Origin of the sequence: Bacillus sp. NEB1478 (genome assembly GCF_031582965.1) — a bacterium.
GTDB lineage: Bacteria > Bacillota > Bacilli > Bacillales > Fictibacillaceae > Fictibacillus.
On the sequence record NZ_CP134049.1, the window covers coordinates 1998385 to 2016004 of the forward strand.

The window sequence follows — 17620 nt, forward strand, 5'->3', positions numbered from 1 at the left end:
TATTATTAAATAGAAGGAGGAAGTTAAATGCTGCCCAAAAAACAGCCGAAAATTGATCAATCTAATTATACTGAAATTGTTCATTCCAACTATTTTAAACAGCTAATGGAAAAGAAAAAAAGATTTATTGTACCTATGACTTTGTTTTTCTTTGTTTTTTATTTCAGTCTTCCCATCCTTACTGCTTATTCAGATGTCCTAAATAATCCAGCCATAGGAAATATATCCTGGGCTTGGGTATTTGCGTTTGCTCAGTTTATCATGACTTGGTCCCTTTGTATATTCTATACAAATAAAGCTAAAACATTTGATGAACTTGCTGATAAAGTAATTGCAGAAATGGATAAGGAGGCTTCTTCATGAACGTTACTGCCTTTTCATTGTTTTTAGGGATCGTAGCTTTAACACTTGTCATTACTTATTTTGCTTCTAAACGAACAAATACCACAAGTGAATTTTATACCGCTGATGGCGGCCTTACAGGTATGCAGAACGGACTTGCTATCGCTGGAGATTATATGTCTGCTGCATCGTTTTTAGGTATAGCAGGGTCTATCGCTTTATCAGGTTTTGATGGTTTCTTCTACAGCATCGGATTTCTAGTTGCCTATTTGGTAGTCCTTTATTTAGTTGCTGAACCACTGAGGAATTTAGGCAAATATACGATGGCAGATATGATTGCAGCCCGTTTTAATGATAAGAAAATCCGCGGAGTTGCAGCCTTAAATACGATATCAATTTCAACTTTTTATATGGTTGCACAGCTTGTTGGTGCAGGCGCACTTATTAAATTATTGCTAGGATTAGATTATGTATATTCCGTTTTAATCGTAGGTGTATTAATGACGGTTTATGTAGTTTTCGGAGGTATGACAGCCACTTCATGGGTTCAAATTGTAAAAGCTGTATTGCTGATGCTAGGAACGTTTATCATATCAGTTATGGTATTTGCTAAATTTAATTTTAGTTTCACAGAAATGTTTGATCATATGAAATCCGCTACACCGCTTGGTGAATCTTTTTTAAATCCTGGGAACAAATTTAAAGACCCGCTCGATACAATCTCTCTAAATTTAGCACTGGTTTTAGGAACAGCTGGACTACCGCATATTTTGATTCGGTTTTTCACAGTAAAAGATGCTATTACAGCCCGAAAATCAGTAGTATACGCCACTTGGCTAATCGGTGTGTTTTACATTATGACCATATTTTTAGGATTTGGTGCTGCTGCGTTTGTTGGCAACAATAACATTATTACTGCAAATGCCGCAGGAAATATGGCAGCTCCTCTATTAGCTGAAGTGTTAGGCGGAGAATTTTTATTTGCGTTTGTTTCCGCTGTTGCCTTTGCAACTATTCTAGCTGTTGTGGCCGGTTTAGTATTGTCAGCAGCTTCAGCGTTTGCCCATGATTTCTACACCCATATTCTTAAAAAAGGCAATGCGACTGAAAAGGAACAAATGAAAGCAGCAAAATGGGCGTCTGTTGGTGTTGCTGTTATCTCTATTCTACTAGCTTTATTTGCACAAAAATTAAATGTTGCCTTTCTCGTCTCACTTGCCTTTGCAGTAGCGGCAAGTGCAAATTTGCCAATTATTCTGCTAACAATATTTTGGAAGCGTTTTAATACTGCAGGAGCAGTTACAGGAATGCTTGTCGGTTTATTGAGTTCACTTATTTTAGTTGCACTTTCTCCAAGTGTTTGGTCACCAGTTGAGGGTGCTGCCATATTAACTGGGGATCCCGTCTTTCCACTTTCCAACCCGGGAATTGTTTCGATACCGCTTGGGTTCTTAGGTGCATTTATTGGTACTATTCTCTCAAAACCTTCTGATGAAGAAAAGTTTAATGAAATATTAGTTAAAGCAAATACAGGTTCAGGCATCAGAAAAGGAGCATAAGCAAAAAGAAAGACCGGCTGTTATTCAGTCGGTCTTTCTTCATTACGATATCCCTTTTTAGGAACAAGAGGATAGAAAATGATACCAGAAGCGAGAAGTGCAACACCAAACAGGAATGTCTTGATATCAGCAGTACCTGCATAGATCACCCATATTGAATAAATAGTTGCGATTGCTGCAATGATTCCATCAAAAATCCGTTTATTATCCGATCTCTCGTATGTGTCTCCTGTAATTACAAGCTTTAACTGATAAAGGGCAGCAAAGATATATGGAACGAGAAAAGCCAATGTTGCAATAAATATCATAAAATCAAACGCTTGTGCCATGGACTGGGATACTACTGAAAATATAAACAGCTGAGTACATATGTTTGTAATCCACAAAGACACAACTGGTGCCCCTTTTGGATTTTCTTTCAAGAAGGCAGGTATAAACATTTTTTGCTGAGCTGCCTGAAAGGGAACTTCAGCAGAAAGTAAGACCCAGCCAATTGTAGCTCCCGTTAAGGAAATAATACCTAAAAGCGCCATAATCATTCCGCCTGAAGGTCCGATTGCTGCTTTTAAAGCATCAACTAAAGGTTTTTGTGACGATATAAGCTCGCTTTGAGTTAAAGTGCCCATAACCAATAGAGTAATACAGAGATATAAAGCAAGTGCAATTAATAATCCGAGAATTGTAGCTTTTTTAACGTCACTTTTCTTCTTTGCTCGTGTTGCAAAAACAACTGCCGATTCAACTCCAACGAATGCCCAAAGAGTTGCTATCGCTGCACTATTTACCTGTCCGAAAAACCCGGTAGATCCCCCTCCCTCACCTTCAACTGGCTGATAGAAAGGAAGAAGATTGCTGCTTTGGAAAGCGAAAAGACATACCATAATAAACAATACAAATCCTAACACTTTAGCAGCTGTCGCAATAAAGTTAACTTTCCCTGCTCCTTCAACCCCGTTTAAAATGAGAAAATGAACACCCCATAAAAGAACGGAACAAACGATAAAAGTAATAACTCCGCCGCTTGTTATGGTAGTCCCTGCTACCTTAAAAAGCGGATTCTTACTTTCCATTACAGGAAAAAATGTAGATAGGTAACTTGCGAATGTTGTTATGATTGCTACGTTTCCAGTCCAGTTAGCTACCCAATATCCCCAGCTAACCAGATAGCCTCCTAATAATGAAGATTGCGTGTTTTCTTTAAATAATGCTTTTGCATAGTTTTGAGGTCCGCCATTTAATTCAGGTTTTCTTAAAGATAAATTCCCAAATACTAAGGCAGTCATTAACACTCCAAATCCAGTTATTATCCAAGCTGACATGACACCGCCTGGACTTGCTACTTCCGCAAGAGATCTTGGCAGCATGAAAATCCCAGATCCCACCATGTTTCCGACTACTAGGGCTGTTAAAACCCAAAAGCCAAGGTTTCTTTTATCCAATGAAATACCACCTTTCAATCACTTACTATTTTTACCCTAAAAGATAGTATTCAATCCTATAAACTTCAGAAAAAAGAACTTGTATGTATACAAGTTCCACAAATACTATATTTGAAGATAAGTTTTTCCGTTTTCCTGTATGATTTTTTCTTCTTTCAAGAGCTTACCAAGTGCCCGTTTGAACGCAGCTTTACTCATTTGAAACGTCGCTTTAATTTCTTCTGGTGAAGACTTATCAGTCAGAGGCATTTGTCCTTTGTTTTCACGAAGATATTGATAGATACGTTCAGAGTCTTCGTTATAAGCTTGCTCTTTTCTGGGGCGCATTGATAAATTCATTCGTCCATCCTCCCTCACGAATGAAACTCTAGCTTCTAACTTTTGTCCAAGGCGAGGTTTTACTTTTAATTCATCGTTATGGATAAATCCAATCTGCTGAGAATCAGTAAATATTAATACTCCGGAATCGTTGATTTTATATACATAACCCATTACGTGTTTGTTAAATAGCTCTTCTGTTGCGGCTTCTGCTTGTTCTACCATCTCTTCTTCTGTGCCTAAATCAGCGAACAAACGGCCTTTTTTATCTAGTTTCAAACCAGAATATAATTTATCACCAAGTTTAGGCCATTCTTCCCATGATTCTGGAAGATCATCTTTAGATAACAGAACATCTTTTTTAATACCAATGTACAAAAACACACCTAATTTATGATTTACACCTGAAACATCCAGCCATGCAAGTGAATCCAATTGTACTTTTGGCTTTGTTTCAGTAGCTGCAAGCCTGCCTTGGTGATCTTGATATAAAAATACTTCGACAATGGCACCTTCTTCATGTTTTCCTTTTGTCTCTGATTTATGAAGAAGTACTTCTTCACCGTTTTCTAAGTCTAAAATAATTCCTAAATCCGACTCACGAACGACTTTTAATGGATATACTAGCCCTGGTCTTTTTGATTCCATGTTTTCATCTCTTTTCATAATCATAATTGTTAATAAAATAATGTGAAAAAAAAGAAAAACCTACTATAGTAGGTTTTCGCCTTCTTGTTCTTAATTATTCATCCTTTTTATCATTGGATGCTTCAAGTTCCATAAGTTTTTTCACTAAAATATGCTGCGGCATATGCATTAACTGCTCAAGGGGAACATTTAATTCTTTTGCTAATTTAACAGCTGTTTCGGCAGAAAGTTGTAAAGGTTTCATATGTATATCCCTCCTAGCAAAGTATAACAGGGTTATTCCTTTATTACACTAAAAGACTATAAAATTTTAAAATAGTCCAACTGCTTTTCCATCTGCTGAAACGTCCATATTATTGGCTGCAGGTACTTTTGGTAAACCTGGCATTGTCATTACATCTCCTGTTAGGGCAACAATGAATCCAGCTCCAATAGATGGTTTAAGCTCTCTAATCGTGATAGTAAAGTTTTCGGGCCGGCCTAGCTTTTTAGGATCATCTGAGAAAGAATATTGCGTTTTAGCCATACAAATAGAAAGATTGTCCCATCCGAATTCAGTGTATTGTTTAATCTGTTTCATTGCTTTTGGTGAGAATTGAACATCCCCAGCTCCATATACTTTTTTACAAATTAATTCTACTTTTTCTTGAATCGGTATATCTAGTTCATAAAGAGGTTTGTACGAATTCTTTTCAGTCTCAATAACTTCCAACACTCTGTTAGCGAGTTCTTCTCCGCCTTTCCCGCCTTTTGCCCATACATCTGCTTCTTCAGCTGCAATTCCCTTGGCAGCGCACCACTCTTTAATGAACGCAACTTCTTCCTCTGTATCTGTAATAAATTTATTTATCGCAACTACAACAGGCACACCGAACTGCTTCAATGTATCTAAATGTTTCTCTAAGTTAGGCATTCCTTTTTCTAGAGCAGTTACATCTGGATTTTTTAAAGCGTCCTTCGGAAGTCCTCCATGCATTTTCAAAGCGCGTACAGTAGCTACAATCACAACTGCACTTGGATTAATCTCTGCATACCTTGCTTTAATATCCAAGAACTTTTCTGCACCTAAGTCAGCACCAAAACCAGCTTCAGTAACGACAATCTCACCTAATTTTGAAGCGAGTTTTGTAGCAATTACACTGTTGCAGCCGTGTGCTATATTTGCAAAAGGACCACCATGAACAAGAGCAGGTGTATTTTCCAAAGTTTGAACAATATTAGGTCTGATAGCATCTTTTAATAGAAGTGTAAGCGCTCCTTGAGCATTTAAATCGCCCGCTGTAACAGGTTGATTTTCATAATCAAAAGCCACTACCATTTTTGAAAGACGAAGCTTTAAATCTTCTAAGTTATTTGCCAAACAGAAAATCGCCATGACTTCTGATGCTACAGTTATATCAAAACCATCTTCACGAGGCACACCTTGCAATGGACCGCCTAAACCGATGATGATTTTTCTTAAAGCACGGTCGTTCATGTCAAGTGCTCTCTTCCACACAATGCGACGAGGGTCAATATTTAGCTCATTCCCCTGCTGGATATGATTATCAATTAAAGCGGCAAGCGCATTATTAGCTGTAGTAATAGCATGAAGATCACCTGTGAAATGAAGATTTATATCTTCCATTGGCATAACCTGAGAATAACCTCCGCCAGCAGCACCGCCTTTAATTCCCATACTCGGACCAAGAGATGGTTCACGCAATGCGACAATTGTCTTTTTTCCAACACGGTTTAGCGCTTGTCCTAAGCCAACTGTAACAGTGGATTTTCCTTCTCCTGCCGGTGTAGGGCTAATAGCGGTTACTAATACTACTTTTCCCTCTTGAACGGTTTGCAGTTTTTGAAAAAGATCTAATGAAAGCTTACCTTTAAATCTTCCGTATGGTTCCCAATCTTCATCATCAATTCCAAGTTGTCCTACAATTTCTTCAATTCGCAGCATTTTAGCTGACTGGGCAATCTCGATATCACTTTTAATCGTAATCTTTTCTAACATATTGACAAAACCCTCCATCACTATATTGAAGTCCTATCTTCTATATTATAATAAACAAGTATTTGATTCTATCAGTTTTTCTATTACAACTTTAGTTTAGTTTACTTCATGTTGGGATATCGTATAATAGGATGGTAAGTTATTCCCTAGGAGGTAATTGAATGGCAAAAATTGATGTTCAGGGTTATGGCACTTATAATATTGAAAATGGTAAAAAGCTCGTTATCGCACTGGAGGATCATGGAGTTGACATGCTTCACCGCTGCGGGGGAAAAGCAAAGTGTACAACTTGCCGTGTAGAAGTTCTTTCTGGTGACCTGGGTCCTATTGGTGAAAAAGAAGCAAACATTCTACAAACGAAAGGACTATCTGGAAACATTAGATTATCATGCCAAATCTGTGTAACAGCAGATGCTTCTATTAAACCAATTGTTACAGTAAGTTCAGAAGGTTTAGATGCTGGTCCACGTCCTGCAGAAGAATGTGAATAAAATATTGAATGAGGGCTGTCACAAAAGTTAGAGAGTAGCTTTGGTTTGGCAGCTCTTTTTTATATGCTCGGAGGAAGTTATAGGAGTAGGTCGTTTTAATGTCGGATTTTGACGACCCGTCGATATATGAATGAAAAGTTTCGATATATGATTCATAAATCTCGATAATTTACTAAAAACCTGAATATATGAACGGAAAATGTGGAATTAATGGTTGCAGGAATTGGCAGCATGTTCGTTTAACCAAATGATGTCTATATGAACAGGACATTTTGGAGAATTGTTCAATCCAGATGGAATCATGCATAATGATGAATTAGACAAGAATATTTTTTACGATAAAAAAAGCTGATGCTTAAAAGGAACATTATTTGTACGTTAAGCATCAGTTTTTATATTTTATTACTTTTTCCCTTCCCACTCTGAGAAGAACTGATCGAGGAATTGCTTTAAAAAATTATGGCGTTCTTCTGCAAGCTGTTTGGCGTAGGAAGTATTCATATAATCTTTTAGTTTCAGCAGCTTCTCATAAAAATGATTGATGGCGGTACTCTTCTGGCTGCGGTATTCTTCCTTTGTCATTGTTTCTCTGACTGGTATTTCAGGATCATACATTAGTTGTCCTTTTGCACCTGAATATGCGAATGTTCTTCCAATGCCGATCGCTCCGATCGCGTCTAGGCGATCTGCATCCTGAACTACTTCCCCTTCGATTGTAGTCATTGGTGATTGGTTTCCACCTTTAAATGACATCGTTTTAATGATAGTAAGAATATGTATCAAATCTTCATTGTCCACGTGGATTGAATGCAGCCATTGTTTAACATCTTCGAGCCCTTTTTCTTCACTTCCCGCGATCTTTTCATCAGCTAAATCATGCAATAATGCTGACATAACACAGATAAATCGATCTGCCTTTTCTTGTTCAGCAATATTTTCAGCTAATTGTTTTACTCGATAGATGTGATACCAATCATGTCCACTGCTATCATTTAATAATTGTTTTTTCACGAATGCTTCTGTTTTATCTATCATTAATTGTTTCACATGTTACCCCACTATACATGACTGTTTTTTATCATTATTTTCTTCTAGTCGACTAAGTAACGCATATGCATTTTTCTTAGAACGAACGTTCTCCTTAACAAATGATTCAAGGAGCGCAATAAAATAACTTCCATCAAACGAAAGCTGATTGATAAGTGTTATTTCAAGCGCGATTTTCACTTGATAATCAGATGCATCTGTATAATGTCTTCCAAAATCAATAAAATAAAGATCCCCATCAGGTAGACGAAAGCCTTTAGAAGCAAGTAAAGCGATGTAATCTTCTAATACATTTTCTTCCATTCATCTCAACCCCAAAATCAACAGATTCTAGTAAATTGTACCAGTTGCATTCAATAATTATCAATGACTTCTTTTACCGCCTTAATGATTTTACCATTAAGAGCTTGTTCGCCTAATTGATCTGCAACTTTATTCTCATTTCGCGTTACCCATTCATAGATCGGTTCAATTTTCATTTTCTTAAATAGTGTTTCGATTTTATCTGCCCAGTTCTGGAGGTTCGTTTCATAACAAGGCCATTCACCCTTCATTTGTTCAATAACTACTTTAGAATCCCCTTTAATAAGGACTTCCTCGTATTGAACACCGAGAGCTTCAAGTTCTTTAGCCGCAATCCAAAGAGCAGCATATTCTGATTCATTATTAGATTCTATCTGTCCCAAACTGCTATTTTTCTTAAGTCTATACTGAACCCCATTCTGGGAGTATGTGATTACAACGCCTTGCCCGCTTTCTCCTGTTTCTGCCTTGAATCCTCCATCAAAGGATAAGCTTATTTCACGCGGTTCTTCTTTTTTTACTTTTGTAAGCTTCAATAGTTCTTTCTTGTTCCAATTAACCCCCTTACTGTCAATAAATGAAATTTCTGAGAGACGTCCGGTATTTTCGAGATCGGATGCAGTTAAAAGTGCTTCTTCTAATGTAACTTGATCGGAAATGAAACGAATCATAACTAGAGACTTTGGATGTTTGTATATATATTCAATTGAGAACTTCATAGCCAAACTCCTTTTTGATTTTTGTAAACTGCATTATAATTATATTATGACGTTAAACGAAGGAGAGACCCAATTGATCGAGGTATATATAGATGGTGCTAGTGCTGGTGATCCTGGAAAGTCTGGCGCAGGTGTTTATGTAAAAACCGGTGATGGACAAACACATTCTTATCGTTTCCCATTAGGCACCATGTCTAACCATGAAGCAGAATACAATGCCTTAATCCATGGTTTGAAGTTATGCGTAGATAATAACTGGAAAATCGTTTCATTCCGAACAGATTCACAAGCTGTTGAAAGTGCGGTAGATAAGCGTTTTGCTAAAGATAAAAGGTATGTTTACTTATTAGAAAAAGCCTTAACCTATGCAGATCAGTTAGATTTATTTTTCATTAAATGGATACCTTCAAAACAAAATAAAATGGCAGATGAACTGGCTAGACAAGCGATTCAGCTAAATGGGAGAACAAAGCATGATTAAAAAACCTTGGTTTGCTGACGCTAACCTATTGTTAGTAGCTTTTGTGTGGGGAACGACTTTTGTTATTGTTCAGAGAGCTATTGCCTTTTTGAAGCCCTATTCTTTCAATACTATAAGATTCAGTTTTGCTGCACTTATATTATTTTTCTTTATTTTGTTTTTCAAACGTAATTTACTTTTCCATTTTAAAAATGTAACATTGTTGCGAAATGGGGTTATTTTAGGCTTTTTTCTTTATTTAGGCTATGGTTTTCAAACGGTCGGTCTTTTGTATACTACTTCATCAAAAGCTGGTTTTATTACAGGACTAAGTGTTGTTTTAGTTCCTTTATTAAGCTACTTGTTTTTAAATCAAAAATTAAACTGGCAGATCGGAATTAGTTCAATTTTTGCCATGTACGGATTATATTTATTGACCATTCAAAATGCTTTTACAATAAACATCGGTGACGGATATGTATTTTTTTGTGCTCTTTTCTTTGCTATGCACATCGTATTCACAGGTAAGTTTGCCAAAACATTTGATGCATTGAGTCTGACGGTTGTTCAGCTGATTACTGTTTCAATATGCAGTTTTATTACCGCATTATTTACAGAGAACTGGCGATCAATGTTTTCAGCCAGCAAAGTTTTTAAACCTGATGTGTTAATTGCACTGTTAATTACATCATTATTTGCTACCGCATTAGCTTTTTTGGCACAAACTTACTTCCAGTCATACACTTCTCCTGCCCGAGTGGCGTTTATTTTTGCAATGGAACCCGTTTTTGCTGCTATAACAGCTTTTATTATGATTAGCGAACATTTGGATGCAAAGGCAATAATCGGCTGTGTACTTATACTTTTGGGTATGGTTTTATCAGAAATAAAGCTTGGCAAATTTACAATTAAACAGCAAAAAGAGTGGGACGTTCGTTAACCCACTCTTATTTGTATCTCTAAAGCCTCAAGTGCTTCTCTAACAGTCTGTTTGTTCAGTTCGTATTTACATATTTCAAGGTCGTGTTCGATTAGATCAGGTACATCTGTATAAATGGTACATAAATCCTTACTCAGAATAGCAAGCTCTCTGCCAGCTTCTAATTTTTTAAGATATCGCTTGTACTTTGGATCCAGTGTTTCAAAATTTTCATAAATAAATTCAATTGCTCCATATTGCTGAATTAAAGGCAATGCTGCTTTATCTCCAACACCTGCAACACCTGGTATGTTATCACTCTTATCTCCTAGCAGTGCTTTTACATCGATCCATTGTAATGGAGTAATTCCATACTCTTCTTGGAAATGTGATAACGTGTATTTAATTTCATCTCGTTTGATTGAAATGAGCTGAGACGTTTTTTCACATAACAGCTGTAATAAATCACGGTCATTGCTGTAGATGATACATTCTCCGTCTCTTTCGTTTCGCCAACGATTTACAAGAGTACCAATAATATCATCTGCTTCGTACCTAGGAATTGTTAATTGATTAATTCCAATCGTATCAAACAATTCCACTAAAGTTTCAAATTGCTGGATTAATGGCTCAGGAAGCTCGCCTCTTGTTCCCTTATAATCCGCAAATTTTTCCCTTCGAAGGGTTTCATCGCTTTTAACATCCCACGCAACTGTGATATGAGTGGGTTCATGCTCTCTAACTAACATTAATAATTTTTGAATTGTAACTCGAATCGCATTTGTGAATTGTCCTTTTGAGTTTCTCGGAAGGTCGTGCATTTCTTTACCATATGCTGTAGCAAAATAACATCTGCTCAGCAAGTTAAAGCCATCAATTAAAAGTAATGTTTCTTTCTTTTCCATGTTCTCTTTCCCCCGCAAAATAGCTAATTATATGATTTAAAAAAGCGCATTTTACATGATGTAAAATACGCTTGTTAAAAGTTAAGTAAGATCCGCTCTGCCGTGACTTTATATGCCTTTGGAACCTGATCTCTCAGGTGGGTACCCGCAGCTGTCGTTACAGTCTTCCAAGTCGGATGCAAGGCTTGACTGCCTGACAGATCATATTGGATTCCCGTCGTTAGCACATAGGTTAAAGACATTGGAAAGCCACGAACATCGCAGATTTTTATTATACAACCTCTTGTTTCAGAAGTAAAATCATTTTGTTTTTTTACCGTGGTGCATCTTTTGAACTTCCATTTCGGCATAAGAAGCAAATTCGGTTTGATTTTCTGTTCCATTTTCTTTCACATTGTTATTTCGCTGCGCATTTGCGTTTGCCTTTTTCTGTTTTCCCATGTTTAATCCCTCCTTTTTACTTACTATGGCTTAATTGCCTCTAAATATTTATTACATAAAATTTCCTTAATTGGTTAAGCTATTTATTAAAAGGAGGGATAGATTATGACGAATCCTTATTTATGTCCAAACTGTAAAACTAATCGAACTCGTTTCAATGTGATCGAACAAAATCCAGTTTCAGTTAAATTAGATCCTGCGACAGGCAGTGTTGTTCAGCAATATGGCGATGGCGATGACCTAGATATGTTTCATCTGCCATACAAAGGTGCTCAAAAGCTTATTCAATGTGCAGCATGTGGAGTAGTCGGCGAAGAGGAAATGTATATTAAACGAGCTCAAAGTAATCCTAGAACATAATTTTAAAAAGACTGTCAGTATAAATAACATACTGACAGTCTTTCCTTATCTTTGTGGAATTTTTAATGGGATAACAACAGCCTTTTTTAATGGTTCGAAGCTCACTAGATTTGAAAGAGTTACTGTAAGTTCCTCAGTCGGCAGTCCCTTATTAAAATCAATAAAAAACGCTTGTTCTCCTTGTTCGAAATTATCGTGTATTTCGAAATTTTCGTAATTTTTACCATCAAGATTTTTTACTGAAACTAAGTTTGTCAAATTACTTTCCTCTGATTTCATATCTATAAAATGATATTTTGGGCGAGGATATATCAAATAATCAAAAGCATTTGATACGGTGGTTAAGGTGAATTTTATTACAGGTTTCTTAGTTTCTGGGTCTAGTGTTAATCCGCTATAGGCTCCCTTAATTCCGTTTTCATTAAATATCACAATATTTCTAACCACATCTTCATTAGGATTTGCTTTTAATTTATTTATATCTTCTTTTGAAACGGTAAAATCGTGTGAAGTATTCGTCCTATGTATGGAATGAGAAATGATTATTTCCGCTCTTTCCTTTTTGTCTAGGGAAATCAAATCATTAATGATTCCATAGGTTTCGATATAACTTCTCCCCTTTCCATCATTTGAAATCTGATATTCAAATGAATTGACTTCTTCATCACTGTCTCTAAAATATTTCTTGAAATTACCAACAAGTGAAATTAAGGTAGGATCATCCTGTTGAACAACTGATAATCTTGATCCCATTTGATAAAATTGTAAATTACCAATCTTTATCTCCTTGTTATTGTTAAGAGTAACTATCTTATTTATTGGCTCTGAACTAATGATTATAGGTTCTTCATTCACATTAGCTGGTGTGACCTTAAAAGAAATAGGATCAAGTTTAATCGTGCCTTTTTTTGAGTATAAACTTAATTTTGTAAACTCCAACCGGTCACTTTTGATGATTTTTTCCCAATCAGCTTCTTCGTTTACATTCTCAAAATTGGAGCGTAAGATTACGGATCGATATACACGATGTTTATAGACATATCCATCTAATGAAATTTCCCCATTATAACTTTCAGCAGGAGTTTCCAATGAATCTCCATTACTCGATGAAAGTTTAATTTTGTCGACGAATAATTTTGGAATGTCGTCCAAATTTTTATCTCTTTCTAAAAGGTCTACACTGTACAAAATATATAATTGGTTGGCATAATACCATGTTTTCTCGATCTTGAATTCTCGCTGTTCGTTAGGAATGGGGATAATAATTTTACTGTCTTTTAACAAATGAAAGTGATTAACGAACTTTAAATCTTGAAATTTCGATTCTTCCAATTTCATTAATTCGTTCCAGCTATCTGCTACTTGAAATTTTTCTGTATTGACTTTCCATGTTGGTTCAGCACTTTTTTGAAATTGGGTATATGAAATAAATGCAATAATTAAAATTAGACCGATGAAAATTTTTTTCCATTTTGTATGCAAAACACTATTCCCCTCGCTGTGTAGATTCCTATTTTATCTTTTAAATAAGGCGGCTTCCATTTTCGGAATTTTATAGGCGATTGTCACAGGCTTAGGCAATGGTTTCGAATAAACGAGATCAGTGATGGAAATCGTTAACGTTTCTTCTGGTATATTAATCGTGTTTAATGCCCCGTCGTCTGTATCCTCTTTAAAAAAAGCAATGTTATAAGTCGTTTTCGATTCATCTTCAATTTTAAACAAATCAAAATTTTTCATTGTTTCTTTTTTACTGTTTGCTACATGCAGTATGTTTTTTTTGTAGCTCCTTACATATTCTTCGGTAACTCCATTATCTACAAAATAACTTTCAGGGGATAATTCATATGTTATATCAGTTTTCTTATTATTTTTAATCTCACCAATTTGTATGGAAGGTTTGCCGTTATAAAATCGAAGCCCTTCATAAATGAAAGTGTTATTATGTTCTGTAGTTATAGGCTCATTTCTCACAATTTCATGATTAGGATGTGAGTTCATTTTCTTAATATCTTCTTTTGGTATCATCCATGAGTAAGTTTTTTTATCTTTATATAATGAGGCATCAATAGTAATCGTTTTTTTCTTTTTTGAATTCTCTTGCTCTAATTGTTTTTCGAAGGTCGGCAATGAAAATCCTTTCTCCGGTGTACCTACAAGATCCCATGAGAGGGGGGTGCCGGGTTGATCAATCCATCCGGAAAAACCGATTAAATCCTTATCATCTCTTGGAATATCAACTGAAAACTGACGGCTGTACAATAAAATCTCATAAGCGTTTATTTCAGCTTTTTTGTTGCCATCGTAAATAAATTTTTTATGTATTGGAGATGATTCCAGTACTTTTTCTAAGATGTTTTCTAATGAAACTTTAAAACCGATATTTTTAATTTTGTCAAAACCTTCTCTATTAAAAACTTGAAGGTTTTGCAGTTCGAAACGATTAACACTTGTTAAAATATCCCAATCATTTCGTTCAAGTTTTTCCGTATTAGGAACTAAAAACATGGAACGATACAGTCTGTGTTTATACACAAATCCTGAATCTGCAGTGAGGTTATCGCCTGCTTGAAATGAGAATTCTTTGTCTTTTTCATCTGAAAGTTGCATATTTTTAACGAGGAGGCGCGGGACATCTTGTGCATTTTTATCCCGTTCTTTTAAATCTACACTATATAAAATATATAAACTGCCTTGTAAGTTCCAAACTTTTTCTATCGTTAATGTCCTTAGTTCTTTTTCTAATGGAATGGTTTTATTTATTTTTTGAAGAAGGTTATAACTATCTACTACTCTAAGCTCTTCAAATTTTGTGTATTCCTTTTCCATTCCTTCATTAAAACTGTCCACTACATGGAATTGTTTCTCATTAACTTTCCAAGCGGGTTCCGCGCTTTTGGCAAACTGGGTATAAAAGATGAAGCCGCCTAGCAAAATACCCCCAACGGCTAGCTTTTTCCACTTATTCAACTATGACATCCCCTTTTTCTCTCTATATAGAGAAATAATACCATAATTTTTAGAATAGTCGCTAAAATTATTTCCCTTATTTTTACATTGAAAAAACCTTGCCTAATTGACAAGGTTTAGTCTGCTATAAAGAAACAGTTTCACTGATTTTATCCAACTGAGCTTCCATTATATTTAGTCCTTTTTGAAGCTGTTCTTTTGAAATAACGAGAGGGGATAATATTCTGATCACGTTGCTGTATATACCTGCCCCCATTATGGCAAGTCCATTTTGATTGCAAGCTGCTATCAGTTGTTTAGCTTTGATCGCATCCGGTTTTTTACTAGACTTATCTTGAACGATTTCAAGTGCACACATCGCACCGATCCCTCTTACATCTCCAATAAAATCATATTGATTTTTCCATTTTGTAAATGTATTTAAGATGATGGAACCAATTTCGTTTGCTTTTGCTAAAAGTCCATCTTCTTCAATCATTGAAATGACTTCTAAAGCAGCAACACAGCCAAGCGGACTGCCTCCATATGTTCCTCCAATTTCACCTGGAGCAGGTGCATCCATTATTTCAGCTTTTCCTGTTACTGCAGAAATGGGTAGACCTGCTGCTATAGATTTTGACATGGTCATTAAATCTGGAACAACGTCAAAATGTTCAATGGCAAACATCTTACCAGTACGGCCAAAACCTGTTTGTATTTCATCTGCTATAAGTAAGATATTATACTTGTCGCAAATTTTACGGAGTCCTTGAACAAAATTCTTTGATGGTACAACAAATCCGCCTTCCCCTTGAACAGGCTCAAAAATGATTGCGGCTATTTCTTCAGGTGGAACTTCACCTAAAAAGAAATCTTCAAATTTGCTTAAAATGGAAGCATCTGTTTCTTCCGTATTTCGCTCATCACGGTAATAATAAGGATATGGCATTTTGTACGTTTCAGGTGCAAATGGACCGAATTCGAACTTATAAGGTTTTACTTTACTAGTTAATGACATTGCTAGAAGGGTACGTCCGTGGAACCCGCGCTCAAATGAAATGATTGCTTTTCTGCCTGTATATTTACGAGCTATTTTTACAGCATTTTCAACTGCTTCTGCACCACTATTTAGGAAAAATGTTTTTTTGTGATGATTACCTGGAGTGATATCATTCAGTTTTTCTGCGAGCTGAATATAAGGCTCATACATCATGACATGAAAACAAGGATGGATGTATTTTTCAATTTGATTCTTTAAGGCATCTACAATTCGAGGCGGGCAATGACCTACATTTAACGTACCGATAGCACCTGCAAAATCAATGTATTCTTTTCCGTCAACATCTGTCATCGTACTTCCGCTTGCATGATCTAAAAAGTTTAATACCGTGTTAAATGGACCTCTTGGAACATTCAGCTCCTTACGCTTTAGAAGGTCTTCCGATTTCTTCATTCTATAATCCCCCCGCACCAGTCATATATAGTTAGAGCAATGATTTCAGCAGCTTCTAAGACCTTTTGAATTTCTATATATTCATTTGGATAATGAGCAACAGCAGTTACCCCAGGGCCAAATACAATTGAAGGTGTATTTCCTGCTTGTGTTAAAAGACCTCCGTCTGTTCCCCATGGAGATGCTTCAATAATAGGCTTTTCACCGCTTACTTGTTCATAATTACGAATAAGGGTTTTCATTAAAGGATGCGTTGTATCGATGGAACCTGGCAGCCATTGTGCTCCAAACCATTCGATCATGACCGGATGATCTTTTATCCACGAATCATCAATAGCGGAAAGATGTTCTTCCAGTTCTATTTTTACTGCTTCAAGCGTTTCATGTGGTGCTACACCAATTCTTCCTTCTATCAAAACTGTATCGGGAACACTTGATGGCCAATTCCCACCTGATATTTTACCGACATTGATAGGAACTGGAATGGGTATATTCTTATATAAAGGATCAGTAATTCGCTGATTTCGAGATTCTTCTAATTCTTTGACAGACGCTAGAACGATTGCTGCTTTTTCGATGGCACTGATTCCTTCATATCGAGTTCCGCCATGTGCAGCTTTTCCCTTGATCGTTAATCTAAACCACATGGATCCTTGCTGAGCAGGAAATATTTTCATGTTAGTCGGTTCTGGAATGATTGCCGCGTCAGCTGTATATCCTCTAAGCACAGCTGCAAGAGTCCCTGCACCTCCACTTTCCTCTTCAATTACACTATGAAAATATAAGTCTCCTTTTAACTGAGTTCCTGTTTCCTTTAATGCTTGGATGGCTAATAGAAGGGCTAAATTACCACCTTTCATATCAGTAGAACCCCGTCCGTAAAGTTTTCCATCGATAACTTTCCCGCTGAATGGATGTTCATCCCATTGGTTAAGATCTCCTTCGGGCACTACATCAATATGACCATTTAATACAAGGGACCTTCCCTTACCTGTGCCTCGCCAAATCCCTACAACATTTGGACTTTTGCTAAAATCTGTACGTCCTGCACAAAAATAAGGATGCGCTCCCAGCTCTTCACCATCTGGGTACCACATATCTACTTCTAAACCAATCTCTTCTAATTTAGAAGCGATTAGTTTTTGGACTCCAGCTTCATTTTCAGTCGTACTGGCTTCTTGTACCGTTTTTTGTAAAAAAAGAACTGCGTTTTCTTGTTCTTGGAGAAGCCAATTAGAAAGCTTTTCTTTGACTAGCATCTATTTTCA

The 17620-nt window shown here is 36.3% G+C and carries 19 protein-coding genes and 1 other RNA gene; 6 read left to right on the plus strand and 14 right to left on the minus strand.

The features are described from left to right. Nucleotides 1-27 precede the first annotated feature (27 nt). On the plus strand, nt 28-363 hold the full coding sequence (locus tag RGB74_RS09820) for a DUF485 domain-containing protein (protein ID WP_310759139.1): 336 nt from the start codon (nt 28-30) through the stop codon (nt 361-363). After that, nucleotides 360-1901, plus strand: coding sequence for a solute symporter family protein (locus RGB74_RS09825; protein WP_310759140.1), 1542 nt, complete (start codon nt 360-362; stop codon nt 1899-1901). The genes RGB74_RS09820 and RGB74_RS09825 overlap by 4 nt, the downstream gene beginning before the upstream one ends. A 20-nt stretch (nt 1902-1921) precedes the next feature. Here RGB74_RS09825 and RGB74_RS09830 read toward each other — a convergent pair whose 3' ends face one another. The 4 genes from RGB74_RS09830 to RGB74_RS09845 all read right to left on the minus strand — a co-directional run bounded on the left by RGB74_RS09830 (nt 1922) and on the right by RGB74_RS09845 (nt 6305). Then, a complete protein-coding gene (locus RGB74_RS09830) occupies nt 1922-3340 on the minus strand; it encodes an amino acid permease (protein ID WP_310759141.1) in 1419 nt (472 codons plus the stop codon). A 105-nt stretch (nt 3341-3445) separates the two neighbouring features. Next, nucleotides 3446-4306, minus strand: coding sequence for a CvfB family protein (locus RGB74_RS09835; RefSeq protein WP_310759142.1), 861 nt, complete (start codon nt 4304-4306; stop codon nt 3446-3448). 94 nt (nt 4307-4400) lie between these two features. After that, complete coding sequence (locus tag RGB74_RS09840; RefSeq protein WP_310759143.1) at nt 4401-4550, minus strand: YycC family protein; 150 nt, start codon at nt 4548-4550, stop codon at nt 4401-4403. A 66-nt stretch (nt 4551-4616) separates the two neighbouring features. Next, nucleotides 4617-6305, minus strand: a complete 1689-nt coding sequence (locus RGB74_RS09845) for a formate--tetrahydrofolate ligase (protein ID WP_310759144.1) — start codon at nt 6303-6305, stop codon at nt 4617-4619. A gap of 161 nt (nt 6306-6466) precedes the next feature. Between RGB74_RS09845 and RGB74_RS09850 the strand changes: the two genes are divergently transcribed. After that, entirely contained in the window at nt 6467-6796 is a 330-nt protein-coding gene (locus RGB74_RS09850) for a 2Fe-2S iron-sulfur cluster-binding protein (RefSeq protein ID WP_310759145.1), read from the plus strand. A gap of 402 nt (nt 6797-7198) precedes the next feature. On the opposite strand, the gene RGB74_RS09855 is transcribed toward RGB74_RS09850, so the two are convergent. Genes RGB74_RS09855 through RGB74_RS09865 form a run of 3 tightly spaced genes read right to left on the minus strand, consistent with a single transcriptional unit; the run spans nt 7199 to nt 8865 of the window. Next, entirely contained in the window at nt 7199-7831 is a 633-nt protein-coding gene (locus tag RGB74_RS09855; RefSeq protein ID WP_310762838.1) for an HD domain-containing protein, read from the minus strand. Between the two features lie 15 nt (nt 7832-7846). After that, a complete protein-coding gene (locus tag RGB74_RS09860) occupies nt 7847-8146 on the minus strand; it encodes a DUF6123 family protein (protein WP_310759146.1) in 300 nt (99 codons plus the stop codon). 50 nt (nt 8147-8196) lie between these two features. Beyond that, on the minus strand, nt 8197-8865 hold the full coding sequence (locus tag RGB74_RS09865) for a reverse transcriptase-like protein (RefSeq protein ID WP_310759147.1): 669 nt from the start codon (nt 8863-8865) through the stop codon (nt 8197-8199). A 73-nt stretch (nt 8866-8938) separates the two neighbouring features. Between RGB74_RS09865 and RGB74_RS09870 the strand changes: the two genes are divergently transcribed. Continuing rightward, the gene (locus tag RGB74_RS09870) at nt 8939-9346 is read left to right on the plus strand and encodes a reverse transcriptase-like protein (protein WP_310759148.1); all 408 of its coding nucleotides are present in this window, start codon (nt 8939-8941) and stop codon (nt 9344-9346) included. Next, complete coding sequence (locus RGB74_RS09875) at nt 9339-10265, plus strand: DMT family transporter (protein WP_310759149.1); 927 nt, start codon at nt 9339-9341, stop codon at nt 10263-10265. The genes RGB74_RS09870 and RGB74_RS09875 overlap by 8 nt, the downstream gene beginning before the upstream one ends. Here the strand turns inward: RGB74_RS09875 and RGB74_RS09880 are convergent. From RGB74_RS09880 to RGB74_RS09890, 3 genes are all read right to left on the minus strand, one after another. Beyond that, nucleotides 10262-11149, minus strand: a complete 888-nt coding sequence (locus tag RGB74_RS09880; protein ID WP_310759150.1) for a 5'-3' exonuclease — start codon at nt 11147-11149, stop codon at nt 10262-10264. The genes RGB74_RS09875 and RGB74_RS09880 overlap by 4 nt on opposite strands. A gap of 85 nt (nt 11150-11234) precedes the next feature. Next, nucleotides 11235-11419, minus strand: a non-coding RNA gene (gene ssrS / locus RGB74_RS09885) — 6S RNA. 30 nt (nt 11420-11449) lie between these two features. Further along, nucleotides 11450-11590 carry a hypothetical protein gene (locus RGB74_RS09890; RefSeq protein WP_310759151.1) on the minus strand — a complete coding sequence of 47 codons (141 nt, stop codon included), beginning with the start codon at nt 11588-11590 and terminating at the stop codon, nt 11450-11452. Nucleotides 11591-11695: 105 nt separating this feature from the next. Here RGB74_RS09890 and RGB74_RS09895 point away from each other — a divergent pair, with 105 nt between their 5' ends. Continuing rightward, nucleotides 11696-11950, plus strand: a complete 255-nt coding sequence (locus RGB74_RS09895; RefSeq protein ID WP_310759152.1) for a DNA alkylation repair protein — start codon at nt 11696-11698, stop codon at nt 11948-11950. Nucleotides 11951-11995: 45 nt separating this feature from the next. Here the strand turns inward: RGB74_RS09895 and RGB74_RS09900 are convergent, their stop codons facing one another. The 4 genes from RGB74_RS09900 to RGB74_RS09915 form a co-directional block, all read right to left on the minus strand. Then, the gene (locus tag RGB74_RS09900) at nt 11996-13432 is read right to left on the minus strand and encodes a hypothetical protein (protein WP_310759153.1); all 1437 of its coding nucleotides are present in this window, start codon (nt 13430-13432) and stop codon (nt 11996-11998) included. A 33-nt stretch (nt 13433-13465) separates the two neighbouring features. Further along, nucleotides 13466-14920: a hypothetical protein gene (locus RGB74_RS09905; RefSeq protein ID WP_310759154.1), complete on the minus strand. Its 1455-nt coding sequence runs from the start codon at nt 14918-14920 to the stop codon at nt 13466-13468. A gap of 124 nt (nt 14921-15044) precedes the next feature. Continuing rightward, the gene (gene gabT / locus RGB74_RS09910; RefSeq protein ID WP_310759155.1) at nt 15045-16352 is read right to left on the minus strand and encodes a 4-aminobutyrate--2-oxoglutarate transaminase; all 1308 of its coding nucleotides are present in this window, start codon (nt 16350-16352) and stop codon (nt 15045-15047) included. Next, on the minus strand, nt 16349-17611 hold the full coding sequence (locus RGB74_RS09915) for a peptidase (RefSeq protein WP_310759156.1): 1263 nt from the start codon (nt 17609-17611) through the stop codon (nt 16349-16351). Before RGB74_RS09915 ends, gabT begins: the two co-directional genes overlap by 4 nt. Between the last annotated feature and the right edge of the window lie 9 nt (nt 17612-17620).